13 protein-coding genes and 1 pseudogene are annotated in these 16,124 nt (G+C 58.3%); 7 read left to right on the top strand and 7 right to left on the bottom strand.

The window, feature by feature from the left end:
* Positions 1-177: 177 nt before the first annotated feature.
* From queA to P1S46_04125, 3 genes are all read right to left on the bottom strand, one after another.
* The gene (gene queA / locus P1S46_04135; GenBank protein ID MDF1535676.1) at positions 178-1,227 is read right to left on the bottom strand and encodes a tRNA preQ1(34) S-adenosylmethionine ribosyltransferase-isomerase QueA; all 1,050 of its coding nucleotides are present in this window, start codon (positions 1,225-1,227) and stop codon (positions 178-180) included.
* A 156-nt stretch (positions 1,228-1,383) separates the two neighbouring features.
* Complete coding sequence (locus P1S46_04130; GenBank protein MDF1535675.1) at positions 1,384-1,728, bottom strand: hypothetical protein; 345 nt, start codon at positions 1,726-1,728, stop codon at positions 1,384-1,386.
* 189 nt (positions 1,729-1,917) lie between these two features.
* Positions 1,918-2,130, bottom strand: a complete 213-nt coding sequence (locus P1S46_04125; GenBank protein MDF1535674.1) for a DUF2065 domain-containing protein — start codon at positions 2,128-2,130, stop codon at positions 1,918-1,920.
* 277 nt (positions 2,131-2,407) lie between these two features.
* Between P1S46_04125 and P1S46_04120 the strand changes: the two genes are divergently transcribed.
* A complete protein-coding gene (locus P1S46_04120) occupies positions 2,408-3,898 on the top strand; it encodes an HD domain-containing protein (protein ID MDF1535673.1) in 1,491 nt (496 codons plus the stop codon).
* Between the two features lie 378 nt (positions 3,899-4,276).
* On the opposite strand, the gene P1S46_04115 is transcribed toward P1S46_04120, so the two are convergent.
* Both P1S46_04115 and P1S46_04110 read right to left on the bottom strand, forming a co-directional pair.
* Positions 4,277-5,881 (bottom strand): HAMP domain-containing sensor histidine kinase, encoded by a 1,605-nt coding sequence (locus tag P1S46_04115; GenBank protein MDF1535672.1) that lies wholly within the window; start codon positions 5,879-5,881, stop codon positions 4,277-4,279.
* Between the two features lie 9 nt (positions 5,882-5,890).
* Positions 5,891-6,265 (bottom strand): response regulator, encoded by a 375-nt coding sequence (locus tag P1S46_04110; protein ID MDF1535671.1) that lies wholly within the window; start codon positions 6,263-6,265, stop codon positions 5,891-5,893.
* A 1,114-nt stretch (positions 6,266-7,379) separates the two neighbouring features.
* On the opposite strand from P1S46_04110, the pseudogene P1S46_04105 reads away from it, so the two are divergent.
* Positions 7,380-8,096, top strand: a pseudogene (locus tag P1S46_04105) (sensor domain-containing diguanylate cyclase).
* 13 nt (positions 8,097-8,109) lie between these two features.
* Here P1S46_04105 and P1S46_04100 read toward each other — a convergent pair.
* Together P1S46_04100 and P1S46_04095 are read right to left on the bottom strand one after the other, a co-directional pair.
* Positions 8,110-9,090: an SH3 domain-containing protein gene (locus P1S46_04100; protein MDF1535670.1), complete on the bottom strand. Its 981-nt coding sequence runs from the start codon at positions 9,088-9,090 to the stop codon at positions 8,110-8,112.
* Positions 9,087-9,797: a molybdopterin-binding protein gene (locus tag P1S46_04095; GenBank protein MDF1535669.1), complete on the bottom strand. Its 711-nt coding sequence runs from the start codon at positions 9,795-9,797 to the stop codon at positions 9,087-9,089. Before P1S46_04095 ends, P1S46_04100 begins: the two co-directional genes overlap by 4 nt.
* A gap of 570 nt (positions 9,798-10,367) precedes the next feature.
* Here P1S46_04095 and purM point away from each other — a divergent pair.
* The 5 genes from purM (at position 10,368) to gltX (ending at position 15,919) form a co-directional block, all read left to right on the top strand.
* The gene (gene purM / locus P1S46_04090; GenBank protein ID MDF1535668.1) at positions 10,368-11,405 is read left to right on the top strand and encodes a phosphoribosylformylglycinamidine cyclo-ligase; all 1,038 of its coding nucleotides are present in this window, start codon (positions 10,368-10,370) and stop codon (positions 11,403-11,405) included.
* A gap of 155 nt (positions 11,406-11,560) precedes the next feature.
* Positions 11,561-12,184 carry a phosphoribosylglycinamide formyltransferase gene (gene purN / locus P1S46_04085; GenBank protein ID MDF1535667.1) on the top strand — a complete coding sequence of 208 codons (624 nt, stop codon included), beginning with the start codon at positions 11,561-11,563 and terminating at the stop codon, positions 12,182-12,184.
* Between the two features lie 10 nt (positions 12,185-12,194).
* Complete coding sequence (locus tag P1S46_04080; GenBank protein MDF1535666.1) at positions 12,195-13,643, top strand: hypothetical protein; 1,449 nt, start codon at positions 12,195-12,197, stop codon at positions 13,641-13,643.
* 1 nt (position 13,644) lies between these two features.
* Complete coding sequence (gene amrB / locus P1S46_04075) at positions 13,645-14,463, top strand: AmmeMemoRadiSam system protein B (protein MDF1535665.1); 819 nt, start codon at positions 13,645-13,647, stop codon at positions 14,461-14,463.
* A gap of 40 nt (positions 14,464-14,503) precedes the next feature.
* Positions 14,504-15,919: a glutamate--tRNA ligase gene (gltX, locus tag P1S46_04070; GenBank protein MDF1535664.1), complete on the top strand. Its 1,416-nt coding sequence runs from the start codon at positions 14,504-14,506 to the stop codon at positions 15,917-15,919.
* The last annotated feature ends 205 nt before the right edge of the window (positions 15,920-16,124 follow it).

Genomic DNA, 16,124 nt, shown 5'->3' with positions numbered 1-16,124 from the left:
CACTGACATATTTGCCGGTCATTGATCCGGGCGCCTCTCCCAGGCGCGGTGAGTCATTGATTTGGGCGCCCCGCGCGGGGCGCATTGATGGACTTTTTGCGAGTCCACCATATTTCAAAATTCAAAAAACGCACACCATGGATTATTCATATGAAATGTGCGATTTGAATTTTGAAATTATTCGACGAACATACAATCCCCGTAGCTGTAAAACCGGTATTTCTCCCTCACCGCCTCCCCGTAAGCCGCTATCACCCGTTCCGTGCCGCCGAAGGCGCACACCAGCATGAGGAGGGTGGATCGGGGCAAATGGAAATTTGTGAGAAGTGCGTCCACGACCTTGAACCGGTATCCCGGGGTGATGAAAAGGCCTGTATTCCCATCACCGGCCTTGAGATGCCGGCCGCCGGACCCCGATTCGAGGGTCCTGACCACGGTCGTGCCCACTGCGATCACGCGCCCACCCGACCTTTTTGCCGCCATCACCGCCGCCGCCGTTTCCTCCGGGATGTGGTAGAGCTCCATCTCCATGGTATGCATGGAAATGTCCCGGACCCGGACCGGCTGGAAGGTGCCCGGACCCACGTGAAGGGTTACACTTGCGATCCCGACCCCGGAAGACGCGATGGCCTGGATGGTGGCGGTGTCAAAATGCAGACCGGCAGTGGGGGCCGCCACAGCTCCCAACCGGTCGGCGTAAACCGTCTGGTAGCGAACCTCGTCCTCGGCGCCGGGACCGGAGCTGTCCCGCCTGATGTATGGCGGAAGGGGTATCCGGCCATACCGGCTGATCGCTTCGGCGACCGAGACCACACCCCCGGACACGGTGAAAAGCTCCCCTTTGCGATGGACCACCAGCGTGTCGGCCCCCGCGTCACCCAGGAACACCTCCTCGCTGTCCCGCATCCGGCGCCCGGGACGAACCAGGCAGGAGGCCTGCCCCCCGGCGTCGGGATAGTGCTTCAGCATCAGCTCCACCGAGCCTCCCGAAACCCTTCTGCACGTGATGCGCGCCGGAAAGACCTTCGTATCGTTGAGGATCAGGAGGTCTCCCGGCCGAAGGAGGCCGACGAGGTCCGTAAACCCCAGGTGCCCGACGGTGCCCGAACCGCGATCCAGGTGCAGAAGCCTCGACCCCGTTCTCCGGGCCGCCGGAACCTGAGCGATAAGCGATCCGGGGAGGGAATATTTGTAGGTTTCAATGTCTGTATGATTTTTTTTGGTCATCGTCTGTCATTCGGTAATGCTGGACATTTATCTCAAATCTTTAAAAAAACAACAACTTGCAGGAATCTGAAATCTGAGATTTGAGATTGCGGCGCCGCTAATACGCGCGCCGGACTTCCGCTCCCGTGTAGTACCTGGCGAGGATTTGACGGTAGCTCATCCCACTGAGGGCTCCGCCCCTCGCCTCCACTGGCAAAGCCCCACGCCGTGACCGTACCCCGCCCCCCGGAAGATAACCCGGTCGGCGGATACAGCCAGGGAGAAACGGTTGTCGAGGCGGACTCCCGAGGGGGCGGGACTGAACACCGCAAGCCTGACCTTGCTCACTACCGTGCCCCATCGCCCGTCATCGAAACTCTCGACGGTAAAGGACTCCCCCCTCACCACCGACCTGGGAGTGTGCTCATCAAGGAGCAGACGGATGTCGGGCTGAGCACCGGCGCATGCCTTTTGAGGGGTGGCCTGGAAGACGATAAAGGTGATGCCCAAAGAAGCTGCCATTATCGGGACACAGCCCATGAAATACCCGCATCCAGGGAACATGGCATGAGTATTCAGGACAACCCCGCAAAAGTCTCTTCGAGCAATTTTACGAGGCGGTGGAGGAGGTTTTTTAAACAAGTCACGGACTCTGCCCCTGACCCGGTTGAGCGAGGTCGGAATTGCCGTAATTGAAACTGCAACTGAGACTCACTTTCCCAACCCCAGGTATCGGGAAAGGGCGACGAGGAGCAGGCCGGCCCCGATGCTGGCGAGACCCAATCCCCTGAGGACCCCGGCAGGCAGGCCGAGCAGCTTGATCACCATCTGCTTGACAGCCTCCGGACCGAGGAAATAGGGCATCCCCTCGATGATCAGGGCGAGTCCCAGGGCGGCGAGAAAAATATCGAGTTGGAATTGCATAAGAAGTCTGCGGTTTACAGTTTACTGTTTACAGTGAATGTTGGCGTTCGTCTGTTCACGAATTACTGTACACCGTAAACCGTGAACTGTGAACTTGCTCCAACGCCCTTACCATATCCCCCGCCGTGGCGCAACATGGGGCGGATGGAAGGGTGTGTTGCGCCCACATATTGCAGGGTTTGAACTATTCTGCTAATAGTACAATATTGAAATCTTTCAGCTAGCCCCTCGTTGACAGTGCCGGCCGGCAACGGAAGGTCATAATTGTGAAAAACAGATGAACGTCTACCTGATCCTTGCAATTCTGGCTGTCGCCGTCCTCGCCCTGGGGGGGAGCCTTCTTTACATCCTCATATTCCTGGGCCGACTGGGCAAAGCCACCGACAGTGAGGACAGGTCCGGAAGCCCGATCGCCTATCCAACGACTTTTTTCCCGATCCTGTCCAGGATTGCCGAACGTTACGCTCAATCCGAGAAGTCCCTCTCCGAGCAGAAAGGACTGGAGAGTTTCCAGACACGCGTGACCACCTTCGAGAAACAGGAGATAGCTCACCTCCTCGAAAAGGAGGAACTCTCACGTGAGCTGGTAAAACAGCTGGAGGAAACCCGCCAGGCCAACCTCACCGTTTCAACCCTCAATATAAATCTGGAAACCATGAACGTCAGCCTCAACGAGGCGATCAACAGGCTCTCGGCTCTTAATCAGATAAGCCGCATGATGGGCATGGAACATGATAAAAAGCAGATCTACAGCATGGCCGTCTCCCTCCCTGCAGAGCTTCTGCAGGCCGAGATCGGGCACCTCCTTCTCCTGGACGCGGAAAGGGGTGAACTGGTCGTGGAGTACTCCCAGGGGATGCCCGAAAGAAGAGTTTCCGGGAAGCGCTCGGTTCCGCTTGGCCAGGGCCTTGCCGGCTGGGTAGCCGCGAACAGGAAACCGCTCCTCGTGGAGGATTTCTCTTCCCAGGACACCTTTTCGCCGGTGAGCAGCATCGGGTATGAACGGAAAACAGCCATCTCGGCTCCCGTCATGATCAGCGATGAGCTCATCGGCGTGATCTCCCTTATCAACCGCAGGAACCGGATGCCCTTCTCCGAAGGGGAAAAGACCCTCCTCGCCACCATCGCCTCGGAAACGGCCATGGCTATCCATAACGCCCTTCTTCTCGAGAAGATCCAGAAGAGCTACTTCTCCATGGTCCAGTCACTCATCGTGGCCGTCGAATCCAAGGACATGTATACCAAGGGCCACTCCGAGCGGGTGACCCAGTATTCCCTGCTCATCGCCGAGCAAATGGGTTTGACAATGGATCAGCTGGAGGTGGTCCAGCAGGCCTCCGTCCTCCACGATATCGGGAAGATCACCATCGATCTGAGCATCCTCAACAAACCCACCACACTGAATTCGGAAGAGTACGACAAGATCATGGACCATCCCCTCACCGGGTACAGGATCCTCGAACCGATCGATTTCGACGACAAGATCAAGCAGTGTGTCCTGCAGCACCACGAGCGGCTGGACGGAAAGGGATACCCCAACGGAATGCGGGAGGAGGAGATCTTTCTGGAGTCAAGGATCCTGGCAGCAGCTGACGCCTTCGACGCCATGACCACCAAACGCCCCTACCGCGATCCCATGAACATCTCGGAAGCCCTCCGCGAGATGGAAAAGCACACCGGGACACAGTTCGACCCGGATGTCGTTGCTGTCCTGAAGAAGATCGTCAACGCGATGACGAGTTCAGGCGTCAGCACCATGATCGTATAACGATCATGGTGCTGACGCTAATTCCAGATTTCACATTCCATATTCCAAAGCAAAACCGGCGATGCCCGGGGTAATAAATTCAAAAGTACTTATTTGCTTTCCCTGCGGCCCCCTGCGGAATGGGCGGCCTACCAGCGGGCCACCTTTGCGTAACTCCGCGTTACAGCTTTTGATCCTGAGACAGATTGCCACGTCGTCACGCTGAAGCCGTGACTCCCCGCAATGACAAACGTTACCTCCGGATTTTCCCCATTTCACCGATTCCCCGTTTCAGAATGAACTTACCCCGTTACCCCGATACACCGACACTCCCATACGGGTTTTCTCCCCCTCGCCAATTCTCCCCCTCGCCCCCTCGTGCGTGAAGGGACCCGGTTGTCATTTCACCAACGGTAAGGTGAAATGAAATGTGGTCCCTTCACCAAGAGCGCTTTCCGCCCAGATCTTCCCACCATGGGCCTGAACGATCCTCTTGCAGATGGCAAGACCCAGGCCTGTGCCTTCCACCTTGCCGGGGGGGCCCACCTGGGCGAACTCCTCGAAGATGTGGGGCAGGTCCTCCCGGCTGATCCCGATACCGGTATCGGCGACGATGAGTTCCAGGAACGCCGGGTCGGTTCGGCGTCCGTGCCTGGCCAATACTGTGATCTTTCCGTTCTCGGGTGTGAACTTGATGGCGTTCCCGACGAGGTTGATGAGGACCTGGATGACCCTGTCCTCATCAAAAGTGGCTGCGGCCTCCATCCCGTCCTCCAGGATATCCAGGGTCAGCTTCTTCTTCTGCAGAAGGGGGATCATCTGGCCAGCCACTTTATGCACCGCCCGGATCACGGGCATCTCCCCGACTTCCATGGGCATACGGCCCGCCTCGATCTTCGCCAGGTCCAGCATGTCGCTGATGAGAGCCTCCATGCGGTGACAGCTGCCGAGGGCCTCACTCACGATCCCGCTCTGCGAGTCGCTCAGTTCCCCGGCAAACCCGTCCTGGAGGCTGTCCAGGTAGCCTCCCACCACCGAGAGAGGTGTTTTCAGCTCGTGGGTGGCGATCCCCAGGAAGTTGGATTTCAGCTTGTCGAGCTCCAGCAGCTTTTCGTTGGCTCCTTTAAGGCTCTCGTTGATCCGCACCAGTTCGCTGTTGGCCACGTTAAGAGCCTCCGTCCGGTCCACCACCATCTCCTCGAGATGCTTCTGGTAGTTATCCACCTCCTGCCTGTACCGGACCAGCTCCTCCACCATTTTGTTGAAGTTGGCTGACAATGTGCCCACCTCATCGTAGCCTCTCACCGGCACCGGAGGAGGTGTCTTCCCCAGGCCGAGGTCCTTGATCCCCTCCGTCAGGTTCTCCAGGGGTTCCGTAAGACGGTTGACTGCCGCTATGAGAGCCAGGAGCCCCAGGATGTAGACGATAAAGGCGTTTAGAGCGATAAGCCTGGTGATCTTGGCAACGATGGCGGAAACGTCTGTGATGTCAAAACCGAGGAGAAAAAACCAGGTCTGCCCTTCCGTAGACACGTTAAAGCCGCTGTAGACCTCCAGGACATCTTCAGAGACGTGGTACTTCACATCGTCTGCGGAAAGGTCGTAAAGCTCGCTTAAGGGAAGGGACCTCCTGATCTCGTACCCGGGACGCGAGCAGTTCTGCTCCAGGACCTTGCCGGTCAGGTCGAAGACGCTGGCGTAAATGATGCTCGGGTCCTCGCAGATCCGCTGCACCACATCGCGCACAGTATGCCGGCTGTCTTCTACCGTCGCTGCCAGGCTCAGGTCAGATCCCACGAAACGTGCCACGGAAGCGGCTCGGCGCTGCACCTCTGCCAGGATAAAGTTCCTGGCCTGGCTGATGATGGAGAGTCCGATGACAAAAACAGCTGAAAGGAGGATGACGAGCAGGCCTGCGATCGCCTTCCGCCGGATGCTCATGAAAACCCATCGAAAGGGATGGGTCAGGATCTGCCCGACAGAAACGGCTACCGTATTTTTCACACGCAGCACCTAGAGAATGTGCCGCAGAACCTTGTCCACGACCTCCACCGCCTTGAAAGGTTTCGTGATGTACTCCACGGCCCCGAGGTTTCTCGCCTTTTGCATGTCCTCCCTGGACCTGCGGGCCGTGAGCATGATGACCGGGATCATTTCAGTTTCCGGGTTTTCCTTGAGCTTTTCAAGCACCTGGAAACCGTCCATCTTGGGCATCATGATATCCAGGAGAATGAGGTCCGGTGCAATGCCGCCCACCTTTTCCAGGGCTTCCTTGCCGTTGAAGGCGATCTGGACATTCAGACCCTTGGAAAGGAAAAGGAACTGGAGCATCTGCGTCAGGGATGCCTTGTCCTCAACCACGAGAACTGTCTTCCTGTCTGAGCTCATACCTGCCTCCGTTGTGTTACCCTGGTGCGGCGGACCCTCCCCGCCTGCCTGGAAATCAGCCTTGTGAACTTATAGCACAAATACTCCGGGGACGGAAGAATTCCCCACAATCGTCATTGATATTTTTTCCGATGGTCGAATATTCCGCGCTATTGCAGGCTCCCGCCGATTCGGTTATGTTGGTTTCATGAAAACGCCTTTCCCAAAACCGTCCGGCACCGTTTCAAGGCTGGCGGGCAAATGGTGGCGGTTGATCCTGGAGCGGGTCCAGACCCTGCGTTTTCAGCTTATGGGAATCGTCATCCTCAGTGTCCTTGTCCCCTCCTTCCTCGAAGGATGGTTCGCCAGCGGCCGGATCGGGGACACCCTGATACACCAGGTTCATACGGAGATCAATAACAGGACCGTCGACGCGGCGCGGCAGGTGAGCGACAAGCTCAGGCGCCTCGAACAGGATGTCCGCGCCTATTCCTCGTCCTTTCTCCTCAACGATGAAGTTCGAAACGTTCAGAACAGCGCGGGAAAAGACACGCACGAAAAATCGATGAACAACATCGACCGCTACCTCACTTACCTTCTCGAGGACACGGACGACTTTTCCGGATTCGCCATCATCAATTCGGACGGAACCGTTTTTGCCTCACGGGTCAATGAGGGGGAAATGATCCCCACCGACCCCCTGCCCGAGCTGAAAGGGTTCCAATCGGTCTTCGTTGAGCTGAGCGGGGATGGCCCTCCCAGGATCATGATCCTGCAGCGCATGAGTTACGGCGGCGGCATCAGTACCACCATCTTCGCGGCGATCGTAAGGGGAGAGGTGCTCCAGTCAGCTGTGAACGCCCTGTCCCAGCCGGACGCGGCCCTTTACCTCCTGGACGGGAGCGGAAAGATAAAGGCCGCCAACATTGAGGTCGGGGATGACGGCTACGCACCGAAAGGCACGCGCGACCTTATCGACGGCAGGGAAAGTCAGGCCGTCTACATGGGGGTCCTCGGCCGGAAGGTCATTGCCACATGGAGCGACATCGACGAGTTCCCCTGGGGCGTCATTCTGGAGACCTCCTACGACGAAGCCATGAAACCGCTGCTCATATTCAGGGCTCAGGTGTTTCTCATGGCCCTCATCCTCGCGGGTATTTTCCTCGTCCCCGCCCTGCTCGTTGCCAGGACCATCGTCCTGCCCCTCGAGGAACTCAGTCGGGTCTCGCGCCAGATAAGGTCCGGCAAACCGGGGCTGGAGGTCAGTGCCAGGGCGGGTGGTGAACTGGGAGAGTTCATTCAGACCTTCAACAGCATGTCCATGAGCCTCCAGGAAAGCCTGGAAGAGATCCGCGCCAACAGCGAGCAGATGCGGGTCATGACCATTACCGACCCCCTCACCGGCCGCTACAACAGGCGCTACATAGAGGATTATCTGCCGCGGGAGCTGGAGCTGTCGGTCAGGACCGGCCAGCCCCTGACCGTACTCATGATCGACCTGGACAGGTTCAAGAGTTACAACGACACCTACGGCCATATCGCCGGGGATGAAGCTCTCAGGCGGCTGGCTAACCTTCTGGTCAGCAGCGTTCGAAAGACAGACGTTGTCGCCCGTTTCGGAGGGGAGGAGTGGATCGTCTGCCTGAGCCACACCGAGGGGAGGGGCGGTGCGTTGATCGCCGAGAAGATCCGTGAGGCCGTTGAAAAAAACGTTTTCATGCTCAAGGGGAAAGAGACCAGGATCACCATCAGCGTCGGGCTTGCCACCGCCCCCGAAGACGGTTCATCTTTCGAGGAGATCGTGGAGGCCGCCGACACAGCCATGTATATTGCCAAGGAAGCTGGACGCAACCGCGTCGAGTCGTTTACTGGACCTGTTCCCGGAGGATCCAGCCCTCGAGACCGGAAGGACTCTCGACCCGGATCCATCCCCCCTTCTTCTCCTGACCCCTCGCGTAATCGCCCTGGGAAAGGTAGCCAAGGCTCTGGGAAGAGTCGGAAGGGGACTTCCTCAAAGCGGCGTTCCTGACCTTCACCGTCATCTGCCTGGGATCCGATTTCATCATCGTGGTGTAAAGCTCCGAGACACGGTCGAACAGGTAGGCCGCCCCTGCCGGGTTATCCTGGTCGAGAGCCTCCTTGCCCGAACGCAGGTAATGCTCTGCCAGTTCCACATCCTCTAACGCCTGTTCCCGGTAGGCCTCTTCCACCATTCTGTCGATGAGAACCCTGGCCTCGGCGAACATGGCCGACGCTTCGGACCTGGAGGCCATCCCCTGGATCCGGGCCCTGATACGAACCACCTCGGCAACGGCCTCATCACGTGCCGCCTGGACGATCTCGAGACGCCTGGTGAGTGTGCCACGCTCTATTCCGGCTGAAAGTTCCCGGGCCTTGATCTTGTCCTCGAGTTCCTTTACCTGGAGCTGGAGGCGGCTGTTTTCCCGCCGGAGTTTCGCCAGTTGATCCACAGCCCCGTTGCCGCCGGATCCTGGAGTCTTGGCCTTTATCGAATCGAGGATCCCGGTCATCTTCTCATCCAGCCTCGAGACCTCCCCACTGTTCCCCTGTCCCCCGAAATAGGACATCTCGTCGAGCACAACCCGGGCGGCTCCGAGTTCTTCCGGGGCCGTCCTGCCGGCCTTTTCCCCGATAACGGAAAGTTCCCGGGCACGGCGGCCGACGATTTCCTGGGCCTCGCCGGCCGGAGCGGGCCCTTTCCGGAGGTTTTCCATAAAGGTGCAGCCGGAGCCGAAAATGGCCACGGCAAGAACCAGCATGATCCCGGCGGCCCGGGGCCGATATCGTTCAAATAACCTGATGTCGGACGTAATGGGGCCGATCATTGACCGATCCTTTCAACAAGCAGAGCCTCCGCCTCTCCGAGGGATTCCGGATCCCTGCTTCGAAGCACGACCCTGACCCGGTGTCCCCCGGGTTCTATCCTCGGGTAGGAGCCGACCTTGACCGAAGGGAACCTTGCCTGGACCTCTTCAAGATGGCTGGCGATCTCCGATTCCCTCAAGGGCGTCAAAACGGTTTTCGTAAAGAACTCTGATCCCTTGAATTTTCCTTTTATCATTCCGAGCATCGATTCCACAAGCTTCGGGATTCCCGGCAGAACGATGAGGTTCCCGATGACAAACCCGGGAGCGGCCGTCAATTCGTTGGTGATGAGCTCCGCTCCTTCCGGAACCATGGCCAGTTCCAGCAGCCTGGCCGAAAGGGGCGATCCCAGCCGCGCTTCGAGGGCATCGACGGCCTCGGGCGCAACCACGAGGGGAACACCCATGATGCGGGACACGACCTGTTTTGTGAGGTCATCATGGGTGGCCCCGATGCCGCCCGTGGTGATAACCCAATCGTACCGCTCCCGCATCCAGCCAAGGTGCTCCACGAGGAACCGCACGTCGTCGGGCAGGACGCAGACGTAACCCAGTTCGGCGCCTGCCCGGAAGATCTCCCGGCTCACCAGGTGGATATTCAGGTCGGCGACCTCGCCCAGCAGAACCTCGTCACCGATAACCGCCAGCGCTACGCGTGAAATAGTCATAGTCAAGTGAAACTCCAATTCGTATCATGGGGAGGAGGGAAGAGCGATCATCCCTTCTCTCTACTCACTACTCACTACTCACTACTCACTACTCACTACTCACTAGCACTTATATCATATCTGCCATTTTTGTCAAATATTTCAACCGACCGTCCGACAAAGGAAGCGCTTCGTCCCCCCCAAATCGCGATTGATCTTATTTTCGCGATTTTGGGTGTTTGACAGGCCCCCGGAATTGTTTTACCTTGGCGGAAACTAGGAGCCCGTCAGAGAACATCTGCCAGGCTCCTAGATATCGTTTGTCGGAAAATCGTACACTGCGATCGTGAATTGTCGTGCAAAATCCCGGAGCATTTGAACTGTGACAGGGTCGCAAAAAGTCCAATCCGGGACTTTTTGCGAAGTCATCAACTGTTTTTATAGTATTTTCCCGCTGTAATTCGGTATCTTAACGTACCAAGGCGATCAGAGGTTTCCGACATACTTAACAGCAGCGAGTCGATAAACATTGACACGCAGCTGGCCGGGTATCAAGTGTCCGGCCCATTGCCTTTCGAGAGAATCCCGACCATGAAGGAAACCAGATATTCCGATGCCGGAGTCGATATTTCTTCAGCCAACGAGGCCAAGAAAAGGATCGGCAGCCTTGTCAAAAAGACCCATGGGCCAGAGGTCCTGGGCGGCATCGGTGGGTTCGGGGGTCTCTTCTCCACCAGTCAGTTCCCCCCCGACGCCGTCCTGGTTTCCAGCATCGATGGCGTGGGAACCAAGCTCAAGGTGGCATTTCTCATGGACCGCCACGAAACAGTCGGGCAGGATATCGTCAACCACTGCATCAACGACATCCTGGTCCAGGGCGCCCGTCCCCTCTTTTTTCTGGATTACCTGGCCACCGGCCATCTGGTACCGGGCGTTGTGGAAAAGGTTGTACAAGGGATCTGTGCAGCCTGCCGTGCCAGCGGATGCGCACTCCTCGGGGGCGAAACAGCTGAAATGCCGGGATTTTACGACCAGGGTGAATATGACCTCGCCGGTACCATCATCGGGGTCGTGGGCCGCGGCGAGATCATCACGGGTGATGCCATCGGTCACGGTGACACGATCCTCGGCCTGGCCTCTTCGGGCCTTCACACCAACGGTTACTCCCTGGCCCGCAAGGTCCTCCTGGAGATGGCCGCCCTGCCCCTGAACGGGATCCACCCCGATCTCGGCCGTCCTCTCGGCGACGAGCTCCTGGAACCCCACCGTTCCTACGCGCCTTCCCTGCTCCCCGTCATAGCCGGCGGTGAGGTTCACGGGATGGTCCACATCACGGGCGGAGGGTTCGGAGGGAACATCCCTCGCGTCGTGCCCGGCAACCTCAAGGCCATTATCAGGAAGGGCAGTTGGCCGGGTCCCCCCATCTTCGACCTGATATCGAGACTTGGTAACGTTCCCGAGGATGAGATGTACGCCACCTTCAACATGGGCCTCGGAATGCTGGTTATCGTCTCACCTGACAAAGCTGATAAAATAGCTGCTGTCTTGCTGGATCGTGGGGAGAAAGTGTATCGTATCGGATCTGTAGAGATTCGTTCTGAAGAAGAAGATAAAGTGATTTTCCTCTGATGCCAGTCATCAGGTTTGACCTGGGCGCGAAGCACCCTTCGACCAGGCTCAGGGCAGGCAATGAACGAAGATTATCTTACTTGTGACCTTTTCTTCGAGCTTCGCTCTTTGATCTTCGCACTAAAGCGACGACCAAAGCTGCGTAAGGAGCTTTCATGAAAAAGATCGCGGTCCTCGTCTCCGGTGGCGGGACCAACCTTCAGTCCATCATCGATTCCGTCGAAACCGGTCGCGTCAAGGTCGAGATCGCTCTCGTTCTCAGTAACAAGGAAGGCGTGTATGGTCTGGAACGGGCCGCCAGGCACGGGATCCCCACCGTCGTGGTCAAACATGGCGAATTCCCCGACCGGGAGGCTTTTGAATCGAGGCTCATCGAGATCATCGACGGGCACGGAGTTGAACTGGTCGTCCTGGCGGGGTTCATGCGTGTCCTGACCCCCCGCTTCGTCAACCACTACCATCACCGGATCATGAACATTCACCCCGCTCTCCTTCCCTCCTTCCCCGGGACTCACGGCCAGAAACAGGCCCTCGATTACGGCGTGCGGTTCTCGGGCTGTACGACACACTTCGTTGACGAGGGAACGGACACCGGACCCATCATTCTGCAGGCCGTCGTCCCCATACTTCCTGACGATACCGTAGGGGACCTGTCCGCCCGCATCCTGATCGAGGAGCATCGCATCTACCCCGAATCGCTCCGGCTCTGGTCCGAGGGCAGGCTCCTTATCGAAGGCCGAAAGGTCAGGATCCTCGGCGCAGGTTCCGTCGAAGCCTGAAGCGGCGATCATGGCATCATCCTTTCATCTCACCGTTATCGGGACCCGATTCCCGCAACTCGCCCTGGCCGCCCTCATGGCCAGACGGGGACGAAAAGTACTCATCGTCGACGGACTGGATAACAATGTTCCAGCTGACGTTTCCGTAAACGGATACCTTTTCAGAAAACGTCCGGGGCCTCTTTTTGGCCTGGACAGTGATGGTTTCCTGCGGAAGTTCCTGGACGAGATAGGGATCGGCAAAGTTCTCGTGAACCAGTCGTATCCTCAACACGATGTGAGTTACCAGGTGGTCCTCCCCCGCCACAGGATCAACGTCTACCCCGATCGGGACCGGTTCCTGGCCGAGTTGGCCAGGGAGTTCCCCTCCTCACTGGAGGAGATGCGGCAACTGTACCGGGAGTGGGATGAGGTGGCTGACACCTGGCGTAAGAGCCTGGATGATATCGAGGAACTGGAGAAGAGATGGCTCTACACGAGGGGGCTTACCCACCGTCTCAAGGGGTTATGGCAGGCCCGAAAGCTCAACGACCAGTTCAGGTCATTGGACCCCGAAACCCCCGAGATGGCCTTTCTCACCCTTCAGAACCACATGCTGGGAGCCCAGCCCCTTTCCGCTGTCATCCCGCCCCTTTCCACCTCCCTCATTCACAGCGTGGGCAGGAGAGGAACGTTCCTGGAGTCCCTGGGTACGAGAGGGATCACGGACCTCATGCTCCAGAGGTTCAGGGAATACGGCGGTGAACTCCTCGGACCGGAGAAGGTCACCGGGATAGAGCAGTCGGGAAGAGACAGCCTGACTCTCCTCCTCGCCGGCGGAGGCCGGGTGCGGACGAAGGCCTTGTCCACCACCGAGGGGCTGGCATCCGCCATCGAAGGCCTGTGGAAGAACAGGAAAACAGGACCTGACAAAGGTCCTGTGCCCGTTCACCCGGTTCGCTTCTACCTCGGGATAGAGGAAAAGATCGTCCCCCTGGGAATGGAGGATAACCTCCTCATGATGCGTGAAGATGACGGAGGCCCCCTTGGCCTGAAATGCTGTTTTCTGGCCCTCAGTCCTTCCGGATCGAACATGTCGCCTGACGGCAGGCGCTCTCTTACCGTAACCTCTCTCCTTCCGGCCGACGTCCTGGCCGGCCTCACCCGGGATACGGTCGACGAAGTCACGGAGGATCTCCTGACAGCTCTCGAATCGGTGATCCCCTTCCTTGGAGAAGGTCTCGACCACGTATCAAGCGACCTCGAGAACTTCCAGGAGTTCCCGATCAACCGTCCCCTGGGAACCGGGATCGCAGCCTGGACTCCCGGGATCATCGGCCGCCTGGCCGTAGCGGCCAGGTACAGGGGACGGGTAGCGATCATCAAATCCATTCCAAACGAACTTGGGATCGAAGGGGAGGCCCTCGCCGCCCTTTCGACAGCCGGCCTGCTCCGGAAAGCCATGGGTCTGGAGGGATAAGATGGCTGCAGGACCGATCAGAGATCCCGCCGTTGCCGGCACGTTCTTCCCGGCTGCGGAAGCAGAGCTCCGGCAGGTGGTGGCAGGTTACCTCACCTCTGAAACACAGCCCCAAAAGGCTATCGGGGCGATCATGCCTCACGCGGGGTACATTTACTCCGGAGGTGTGGCGGGCCGGACAGCCGCCTCCGTGAGGATCCCCCGAACGGTTATCATACTGGGTCCCAACCACACGGGGATGGGCCCTGCCGTCTCGGTCTTTCCCGGCGGCAGTTGGCGTATGCCCTTCGGCGATGTATCCGTGAACGATGGCCTCGCGGACCAGATCCTTCAGCGCTGCGAACTGGCAAACCCCGACCAGTTTGCTCACCTCAGGGAACATTCCATCGAGGTCCAGCTTCCGTTCCTCTGGTACGCCAGGGGGGAAGAACTCGATTTTGTTCCCATAACCGTTTCAAGGCTCGGCAGGGATGAGTGCCGTATTTTGGGGAAAGCTCTCGCGGACGTGATCAGCAGCCGAACTGACGAGATCCTCCTCGTGGCCAGCTCCGACATGACCCACTACGAGACCCATCAATCCGCCCGGGCCAAGGATTCGGAGGCCATCTCGAAGATCCTTGACCTCGACCCGGACGGGCTCCTGGACACCGTCGCCAGCCGGCGCATCTCCATGTGCGGGATATTCCCCACAGCAGCCATGCTCCACGCAGCCATCGCCCTTGGGGCCACAGGCGCCCGGCTGGTCCGGTACGCCACCTCCGGGGAAGTCAGCGGCGATTACGAGAAAGTCGTGGGGTATGCCGGGATAACTATTACCTGACCAACAGGAGCCTGGATTCTCAAAATGAGAGGAAGGAATAATGGCTTCCGAAAACATCCGTGTCCGTTTCGCGCCCTCTCCCACCGGGTACCTGCACATCGGCGGGGTCCGGACCGCCCTTTACAACTGGATCCATGCCCGTCAGCACGGCGGCAAGGTTATCCTCCGCATTGAGGACACCGACCTTACGCGCTCCACCGATGAGGCGATCGGCTGGATCATGGACGGCCTCGAGTGGCTCCATCTCGATTTCGACGAGGGCCCTTTTCGACAGACCGAAAGGTTCGACCTGTACAATGAGCATATCGACCGTCTCCTGGCCGAAGGCAAAGCGTACCGGTGTTACTGCACCGCCGAGGAGCTGGAGGCCATGAGGAAGGAGGCCTTTGTCAAGGGGCGGGCCACCAAGTACGATGGCCGCTGTCGGCGGCTCAGGGAAGGGGAACGGGACGGTGATTTTACCATCCGCTTCAAAGCCCCCCAGGGAGGACAGATCGTCGTTGACGACATGATCCGCGGAACAGTGATGTTCGACGAGACCCAGATGGACGACCTGATCATCCGCAGAACCGACGGGAGCCCCACCTATAACCTTACCGTGGTTGTGGACGATGCGCTCATGGGCATCACCCACGTCATCCGGGGAGAGGATCACCTTTCCAACACGCCCAGGCAGCTCCAGCTCTACGAAGCCCTCGGCTACAAGGCCCCCAGTTTCGGCCATATGTCCCTCATCCTTGGCCCGGACCGGGAGAAACTCAGCAAACGGCATGGAGCCGCGGCCGTAGCCGAGTTCCAGGAGATGGGATACCTCCGGGAGGCGCTCATTAACTACCTGGTCCGCCTCGGCTGGTCCCACGAGGAGCAGGAGATCTTCAGCATTGATCAGATCCTGAAGCTCTGGCGCCTCGATGACCAGGGCAAGTCTCCCTCCATTTTCGACCACCACAAGCTGGAGTGGCTCAACAGCCAGTGGATGAAGCTGTGCGATGCCGGGGACATCGCAGAGCGTCTCGTTCCCTTCCTGGAAAAGAAGGGGCTGATCGCGGACAAACCAGACATCCAGTGGCTCACAATGGTAGTTCTCACGTTGAGGGAACGGGCGGTGACCCTGGTGGAGATGGCCGAAAAGGCCACTTTCTACTTCCGGGAGTTGGAGTACGAGGCCGAACCGGCCGAAAAGTTCCTCACTGCGGGGATCGAGCCGCTTCTGGGCAAAGCCGCCGAGTTCATCTCCACCATCGACCCCTTTGACCACGAGACCCTCCACGAGAAGATCCGGGAGTGGCTGGAAGGGGAAGGGTTGAAGCTCAAGGCTCTGGCCCAGCCCATGCGCATCGCCCTGACCTACCGCAAGGACAGCCCGGGGCTGTTCGAGGTGATGGAGGTGCTGGGGAAAGAGCGGACTTTGCAGCGGGTCCGGAACGCACGCGACTGGATCACGGCAAGATCCTAGTCTCAGACAAAGTCACATGAAACCATGGCCGGAGCTTTTGCTCCGGCTTTTTTGTTCCGGTAGAAGCGGTAAAAGCATTACACTATTTATAAAAGCCGCTGTATCCGCCTGCATTGGGAAAGACCTTTGAGACCCGGGACAGGCGAAAAAATATCATTTCAACTTGTAGCTTATCCCCCAATCTGCGTTATCCTTGAAAAGTGAG

The organism is bacterium (genome assembly GCA_029210545.1).
Classification (GTDB): Bacteria; BMS3Abin14; BMS3Abin14; order BMS3Abin14; family BMS3Abin14; genus JARGFV01.
This window is presented reverse-complemented; position numbering and strand designations above follow the sequence as displayed.

Bases quoted from the DNA above. Each gene is read 5' to 3' on its own strand.
- purN (MDF1535667.1), top strand. From the start codon at position 11,561: ATGAAAAAGATCGCGGTCCTCGTCTCCGGTGGCGGGACCAACCTTCAG.
- purM (MDF1535668.1), top strand. From the start codon at position 10,368: ATGAAGGAAACCAGATATTCCGATGCCGGAGTCGATATTTCTTCAGCC.
- P1S46_04110 (MDF1535671.1), bottom strand. From the start codon at position 6,265: ATGAGCTCAGACAGGAAGACAGTTCTCGTGGTTGAGGACAAGGCATCC.
- P1S46_04125 (MDF1535674.1), bottom strand. From the start codon at position 2,130: ATGCAATTCCAACTCGATATTTTTCTCGCCGCCCTGGGACTCGCCCTG.
- P1S46_04120 (MDF1535673.1), top strand. From the start codon at position 2,408: ATGAACGTCTACCTGATCCTTGCAATTCTGGCTGTCGCCGTCCTCGCC.
- amrB (MDF1535665.1), top strand. From the start codon at position 13,645: ATGGCTGCAGGACCGATCAGAGATCCCGCCGTTGCCGGCACGTTCTTC.
- P1S46_04130 (MDF1535675.1), bottom strand. From the start codon at position 1,728: ATGGCAGCTTCTTTGGGCATCACCTTTATCGTCTTCCAGGCCACCCCT.
- queA (MDF1535676.1), bottom strand. From the start codon at position 1,227: ATGACCAAAAAAAATCATACAGACATTGAAACCTACAAATATTCCCTC.
- P1S46_04100 (MDF1535670.1), bottom strand. From the start codon at position 9,090: ATGATCGGCCCCATTACGTCCGACATCAGGTTATTTGAACGATATCGG.
- P1S46_04095 (MDF1535669.1), bottom strand. From the start codon at position 9,797: ATGACTATTTCACGCGTAGCGCTGGCGGTTATCGGTGACGAGGTTCTG.
- gltX (MDF1535664.1), top strand. From the start codon at position 14,504: ATGGCTTCCGAAAACATCCGTGTCCGTTTCGCGCCCTCTCCCACCGGG.
- P1S46_04080 (MDF1535666.1), top strand. From the start codon at position 12,195: ATGGCATCATCCTTTCATCTCACCGTTATCGGGACCCGATTCCCGCAA.